General features: G+C 64.8%; 7 protein-coding genes. 4 read left to right on the top strand and 3 right to left on the bottom strand.

Annotation, left to right across the window (positions count from 1 at the left end; translation table 11 throughout):
• From BA190_RS12025 to BA190_RS12015, 3 genes are all read right to left on the bottom strand, one after another.
• A partial coding sequence (locus BA190_RS12025; protein WP_068286808.1) for a nitroreductase family protein occupies positions 1-569 on the bottom strand: 569 nt, incomplete at its 3' end.
• 157 nt (positions 570-726) lie between these two features.
• Complete coding sequence (locus BA190_RS12020) at positions 727-1218, bottom strand: acyl-CoA thioesterase (protein ID WP_068286803.1); 492 nt, start codon at positions 1216-1218, stop codon at positions 727-729.
• Between the two features lie 124 nt (positions 1219-1342).
• Positions 1343-2368: a hydroxyacid dehydrogenase gene (locus tag BA190_RS12015; protein ID WP_068286800.1), complete on the bottom strand. Its 1026-nt coding sequence runs from the start codon at positions 2366-2368 to the stop codon at positions 1343-1345.
• A gap of 110 nt (positions 2369-2478) precedes the next feature.
• Between BA190_RS12015 and apaG the strand changes: the two genes are divergently transcribed.
• The 4 genes from apaG to BA190_RS11995 all read left to right on the top strand — a co-directional run bounded on the left by apaG (position 2479) and on the right by BA190_RS11995 (position 6481).
• Positions 2479-2871 (top strand): Co2+/Mg2+ efflux protein ApaG, encoded by a 393-nt coding sequence (gene apaG / locus BA190_RS12010; RefSeq protein ID WP_068286796.1) that lies wholly within the window; start codon positions 2479-2481, stop codon positions 2869-2871.
• 107 nt (positions 2872-2978) lie between these two features.
• Positions 2979-4085: a PspA/IM30 family protein gene (locus tag BA190_RS12005; protein ID WP_068286794.1), complete on the top strand. Its 1107-nt coding sequence runs from the start codon at positions 2979-2981 to the stop codon at positions 4083-4085.
• Positions 4082-4747 carry an OB-fold-containig protein gene (locus BA190_RS12000; protein ID WP_082979675.1) on the top strand — a complete coding sequence of 222 codons (666 nt, stop codon included), beginning with the start codon at positions 4082-4084 and terminating at the stop codon, positions 4745-4747. The genes BA190_RS12005 and BA190_RS12000 overlap by 4 nt, the downstream gene beginning before the upstream one ends.
• A gap of 6 nt (positions 4748-4753) precedes the next feature.
• The gene (locus tag BA190_RS11995; RefSeq protein ID WP_068286792.1) at positions 4754-6481 is read left to right on the top strand and encodes a flotillin family protein; all 1728 of its coding nucleotides are present in this window, start codon (positions 4754-4756) and stop codon (positions 6479-6481) included.
• Positions 6482-6777: the final 296 nt, after the last annotated feature.

Raw genomic sequence — 6777 nt, 5'->3', positions numbered from 1 at the left:
TTCATGAAGCTCTTCTCGGGGAAGGGCTGCTCATTGGAGCCGAAGGGCATCTGGGCGCGCAGCTTCCAGGACTTGGGCACATGCCATTCCTTCTGCACAGCCTCGTCGACCAGCGGCGCGTAATGCTGCAGGCTGGCGCCGATGCCATGCTCGGCCAGCGCCGTCCACACGGCAAACTGGGCCATGCCGCCGGACTGCTCGGAAAAGGCCGGGAAGGCGTCGGCATAGAGCGGGAACTGCTCCTGCAGGCTCTTCACCACGTCCTGGTCTTCGAAGAACAGCACGGTACCGGCGCCGGCGGCGAAGGAATCCATCTTGGCCTCGGTCGAGGCGAAGCCGTCGGCAGGCACGATCTTGCGCAGGATTTCCTTGGTCAGGTGCCAGAACTTGTCGCTCTGTTTGCCGAACAGGATCACGGCGCGCGAACTCTGCGAATTGAAGGAGGAAGGCACATGCTTGATCACGTCCTGGATCAGCAGTGAAATCTCTTCCTCGCTCTTGGGCAGCGTTTTGCCCAGGGCATATTGCGTGCGGCGGGTCTTGACGTGGTCGATAAAGGTCTTGGACATGAGAAGAATTTCTCTCTCAATGGAAATTTGCCAAAGCGGAAGAGGCGCTCGCGCAGCCTCGACTGCAGATTTGCATGCCCTGAAATGGACATGCCGAAAACCTGCATAATCTCGATCGTTACGTTCGATGAAATTGACATGCCGATCGCGACGCCCGTCAGCCCCCGCTGTCGACGCCTGTCTCGGCCACAGCCTCCAGGCGGGCGGCGATCTCGCGGCGCAGGGTCCGGCGCAGTTCCGCCGCCCGATAGCGTCGTTCCTCGGTCGGCCCCTTCACGTCCAGGGCCGGTACGGCCGAGGGGCGTCCCTCATCGTCCACCGCCACCATGGTAAAATAGCAGGAGTTTGTGTGGCGACGGATGCCGGAGCGGATGTTCTCCGCTTCCACCCGGATGCCGACCTCCATCGATGTCCGCCCGGCATGGTTGATCGAGGCCAGGAAGGTAACGAGTTCGCCCACCTGGATCGGCTCCTTGAACATCACCTGATCGACGGACAGCGTCACGGCATATTGGCCCGAAAAACGCGAGGCGCAGGAGAAGGCGACGCGGTCGAGCAGGTTGAGCAGTGCGCCGCCATGCACCTTGCCGCTGAAATTGGCCATGTCCGGTGTCATCAACACGGTCATTTCGAGGCGACGGCGATCCATGGCGTTTTTCCTGGCTAGGTTGCTCGCCACCGAGTGTAATGGAGAAATCTGCAGGACCTCAAATGCCTGCGACGTTTCCTGAGATTGGCCCCAAGCATGGGCAATCGCCGGAATTTTATCTCGGTCAGGTCTTGCTCACCGGCTGGGAGCGCAGGCGGCTGGCGACGGACGGATCAGCGCGGCGGCAGAGCTGCGGCGATAGGCCCTTGAGGATGAGCTCGAGATCGGCGACCGCCATGCTGCCGATCTCGAACAGGGCATCCCTGGTTCCGCCGGTGCGATGGGCCGAGAACACCATGTTCGGCGTTGTTCGCACCGGATCGTCGGCCGGAACCGGCTCGGCCGGGAAGACGTCGGTGGCCACGCGGATATGGCCGCTGCGCGCGGCCGCGATCATCGCCGGGAAATCGACGACGGCGGCCCGGCTCATCAAGAGGAAGGCCGAGCCCTTCTGCATGCGGGCAAATTGCGGTGCGCCGATGAAATGGGCGTTTTCCGTGGTGGGGGCGGCAAAAACCACGACGAAGCGGCTGCGTTCCAGCAACGTGTCCAAATCGCTTTGCCGGCAATCCAGGCGCTCGATCGTTTCCGCCGGCAGCCAGGGGTCGTAGACCCTGACCTCGTTGCGGAACGGGCGGACGAGTTCTCGGAATTTGCGGCCGAGATCCCCGAAGCCGATGATGCCGACCGGGGCGCCTTCGAAGCGGATCGTGTCGAGATTGGCCTCGAGGCCATAGGTCTCGGTACCGGCCCGGAAGGCCCGGTCGGCGGCGCTGATGCCGCGGGCGAGGTCGAGGGCGAGGCCGAGCGTGGCTTCCGCCACAGGGGCCGCGAAGGCGGAGGCCGGTGTCAGCACCCAGATGCCGCGCGCCTGGCAGGCGGCATAATCGATATTCGGCAGGAAATTCGTCTCGACATTGATGATGGCCTTGAGCCGCGGGGCCCGCTCGAGCCTTTCGGCGGACATTGCCGTCTGCCCGATGATGGCCACGGCATGGGGCAGCAACGCCTCGATCTCGTCGTCATTCATCGGCCTGGCCTCGCTGATGACCAGGCGTCCGAGGCGTTCGAGGCGGGCTCGCACCGATGGTGCCATGATCTGTTCGAGCGTACGCGGCAGGGGATCGACGAGAATGACGGGCGTGGCCATGGCAGGTCCTGTGCACGGAAACCCGCAAAGCATGAAGGGTCGCGACGGAGTCTGCAATGGTCAGACCATAAGGGTTTGACGGCAGAGCCCGTGAATGCGTAAATCACAACATGTACAGCGCCACCACGCGGCATATCAAAGTGACGGTCCGCCCCCGTTTCCTTGCCGAGGAATCGCGGCCGGCGGATGGGCGTTATTTTTGGGCCTATACCGTCGAGATCGCCAATATGGGCCCGGAAACGGTGCAACTGCGGTCGAGGGCCTGGGAAATCACCGACGAGAATGGTCGCCGCGAGGAAGTCAGGGGCGCGGGCGTTGTCGGCGAACAGCCCGTGCTGGAGCCCGGCGAGCGCTTTGAATACACTTCCGGCTGCCCGCTGGGAACGCCGTCCGGTCTGATGGTCGGCACCTATTTCATGGTGGCCGACAGCGGCGAGACTTTCGAGGTCGCCATTCCGGCCTTTTCTCTCGACAGCCCCTACGCCAAGCGCAGCGTCAACTGACGTGCGGGCGGCCTTAGGCCGGTGTTCATGCTTCGATTTTGACCTAGTACGCCGAAAAACCAGGCCTTGCCATTGAAAGCAACAAGGAAGTGCTTTATATATTCGGCATGATCGGAAAGCCTGATGCCACCATGGTTTTCGTCCTGGCGCCGACCGCCGAAGATCGCGGCGCGCTGCAGGCGACCCTCATTGCCTACCGCCAGGCGATGGCCATTCTCGACGGAACCAAGGGGGCCAATCTCGTCGCCCTTCACGAGGAGGCCTATGAGGAGATCCGCCTGAAGACGGGTCTGCCTTCGCGCATGGCGACCTTGGCCCTGCGCGACCATAGCCGGCGGCAGCCGGGCTCGCCGATCGACGACATTCCGCTCGACTCCAAGCTGTTCGCCGTGAAGGGGCCGGACAGCGTCAGCATCGCCACCATCGATGGCCGGGTGGTCATGCCCTATTCGGTGAGCGGCTATCACGGTGGCTGGGATGATTTCGCCGAAGCCCGCCTCGTCTTCGAAGGTCCGTCGCTGCGTATCGATGTCGGCGTGCAGGCCAGCATCCACCCTCAAAAGGAGACCCCGATGTCCAACGAAGGTATTCTCGCCCGGCTCGGGCGGGTCATCGCCGGTGTCGTCAACAATGCGGTCGATACGGCGGAAGCAGCCAATCCCACCGCCGTCGCCCAGCAGGCCGTGCGCGAGATCGGCAAGATCGCCGAAGAGGCGCGCGCCGCGCTCGGCGTCGCTGTCGCCGCCGGGCACCGCCTCAAGGCCAAGGCCGATGATCTCGATGCCGAGATCCGCGACCTCGACGGCAAGATCAGGATCGGCTTGGAGAAAGGACGCGAGGATCTCGCCCGCGCCGCGACCGGCGTCCAGATCGATCTGGAAGCCCAGCGCGAAGCGCTCTCCAAGGCGATCGCCGAGAATGCGGGGGAGATCGCGGAGGCCGAAACCACGCTGCGCAGCATTGCCTCGGCCCGGGCCGACGCCCAGAAGCGGCTGGAGGATGCCAAGCGGGCGGAGCGCGCGGCACCTGCCGCCGTGACGCCCTCGCAGCGCAATGATCAGCGGCTCGCCGACGCGCTGGCGGCAGTGGAGCGGGTGACCGGCGTGCCAGTCAAGCCGACCACCGGCGCCGCCGAAGTCGAAGAACTCGGCCAGCTGCAGCGCCAGGACGCGATCGAGGCGCGGCTCAGAGCCTTCAAGGATGGCCAGCGATGATGGACAGCCTCGTCCAGCCGGGTACGGCACCCTTCTGGGTGGCATTGCTGACAGTGGTCGGCCTCGGTGTGGTCGAACTCGTCTCGATGCTGCTGGGCGCCTCCGTCTCGGCACTGCTCGATGACGGTCTTGGTTTTCATGGTCCGGGCGATCATGCGCTCGGCGACCATGATACCGGCCTGCTTGGCGCCTGGGCTTCTTGGCTCAATGCAGGCGGCGTGCCCTTGCTGGTGCTGATCGTCATCCTGCTTTCCGCTTTCGCCGTGTTCGGCTTTGCCATTCAGGCGGTGGCCTCCAGCCTCGCCGGGCCATTGCCGGCGGTGATCTCGGTGCCCGGCGCACTGGCGGCCGCAATCCCCGCCACGCGCTGGCTGGGCCGGGGCGTCGGCAGGATCATCCCGCGCGATGAAACCAGCGTGCTCAGCCAGGACGAGTTCATCGGCCTGATCGGCACCGTGACCATCGGGCCGCTCGACCAGGGCAATCCCGGCAGCGTGCGGGTCAAGGACCGCTACGACAATTTCCACGCCCTGCGCGCGAAAGCCGCGCCGGGGCATGTCATCGAGACGGGTGCGCTGGTGCTGATCGTGGACGGGGTCGACGGCCTCTTCCAGGCCATTCCCGCGCCGCAGGCACTCGACAGCGACAGCAACAGGAGCTGAACCATCATGGATTTCTTCTCAGTGGGGCTCATTGCCGGTGTCATCGTGACGGCGATGGTCGTCATCGGCGTGATCATGACGACGCTCTACACCAGGTCCACGCGCGACAAGGCCTATGTGCGGACCGGGCTCGGCGGCAAGAAAGTGGTGCTCGACGGCGGCTCGGTCATCCTGCCGATCTTCCATTCCTATTCCTGGGTGTCGCTGAGCACGCTCAGGCTCGAGGTCAAGCGCTCGGAATATGAATCGCTGATCACCAAGGACCGCATGCGTGCCGACATCACCGCCGAGTTCTATGTCCGGGTGAAGCCCGATGCCGAGAACATCGCGCTGGCTGCGCAGACCCTGGGCGATCGCACCAACGACGCGGATGCTCTCAAGACCCTGGTGGAAGCCAAGTTCGTCGACGGCCTGCGCTCGGTGGCGGCGACGATGTCGCTGCGCGACCTGCAGGAGCAGCGCGCCGAATTCGTCAAATCGGTGCAGGCGGCGGTGGCGCATGATTTGCAGTCCAACGGGCTCGAGCTCGAATCGGTCTCGCTCACGCGCCTCGACCAGACCGACATCAAGCATTTCAACCCGAACAACAGCTTCGACGCCGAGGGCCTGACCGCGCTCACCAAGATCACCGAGGAACGCAAGCGCGAGCGCAACCAGATCGTGCGCGACAACGAGGTGGAGATTGCCACCAAGGACCGGGAGGCAGTCCTGAGGCGCCTGACCATCGAGCGCGAGCAGCGTGACGCCGAACTGACCCAGGAACGCGATATCGCCAACAAGACGGCGGAAACGCGTGCAGAGACGGCCAAGGCCGAGCAACTGGCACGCCTGAGCCAGGAAACCGCCAGGCTCGATACCGATCGAGGCATCGCCGAGCGCGATGCCGAGGCCCGCCAGGCCCGCGAGGCGGCGCGTATCGGCGCCGAGCAGGGCATCGCCGAGCGCGAAGCCGTGGCCCGCAAGATCACCGAGACCGCCCGTATCGACGCGGCGATCACCGTGGCCCGCAAGATCGAGGAGGAGCAGGCCGCCCGTGCCAAGGCCGATGAGGCCAAGGCGGCCGCCATCACTGCCGAAGAGCAGGTGACCACGGCCCGTGAGGTCGAGATCGCCGAGCGTGCCAAGCGCATCGCCGTGATCGATGCCCGCAAGGCCGCCGAACAGGAGGCGACCGCCATCACCGTCAAGGCCGAGGCCGAACGCCAGGCCGCCGAGAACCTCGCCGCGGCTACCAAGATCCAGGCCGATGCCGAGGCGCAGGCCGCCAAGATCCGCGCCACCGGCGTGATCGAACTGGGCGAGGCGGAAGCGCGGGCCGAGCGGGCCAAGAACGAAGCGCGCAATGCGCTGGCCGAAAGTGTCATCGGCTTCGAGCTCGCCAAGGCGCGTGTGGCGATCGTGCCCCAGGCGCTCGAACAGGCAATGAAGCCGATCGAGAAGATCTCCGACATCCGGATCTTCAGTGCGGGCGGGCTGGCCGGTGCCGTTGGCAATGGAGGAAACGGCGAGGCCGGTCATCCGATCGGCGACCTGTCCAGCCAGCTTCTCAGCTTCACCGCCCAGAAGCCCATTCTCGACGAAATCCTGGCCCAGGCCGGTTTCAAGGGCGCCGATCCGACGCAAGCCTTGTTGGCGGCATCGCTCGGTGGAACCGGGCACAAGGCGTTCGCCGCGAGCCGTAGCGAAGAGCCTCAGCATCATGCGCAGCCGGACGGCACCAAGCACCGCGATTGAGACGTGAGCCTTGCGGAGCAATTTGCGATAGGGAAACCGGCCCAAATTGCTCCGCCATTCTTCGGAGACGGGAAAAGCGATCGCTGCAGCGCCGCCTGGCCTGCCGGGATGCGGCTTCCGGCTATGCTCGCTCTTTCCAACCGGCCTGTCTTCACCTATTCAAAGGCCGATTCCCGCCTCTAGACGGCCCGCAGCCATGCACAGCAACGCCGCCCGATATATCGAAGTGACGGCCTGGCCGGGTCTTCCTGTCGAGGAAGTGCCGACGGAGAAGAAATGCCGTTGGCGGCGCCGGG

This window comes from Labrys sp. WJW (assembly GCF_001676615.1).
GTDB classification, from domain to species: domain Bacteria; phylum Pseudomonadota; class Alphaproteobacteria; order Rhizobiales; family Labraceae; genus Labrys; species Labrys sedimenti.
The sequence above is the reverse complement of the archived record's forward strand: the minus strand, read 5'-3'. Positions and strand labels throughout refer to the sequence as shown.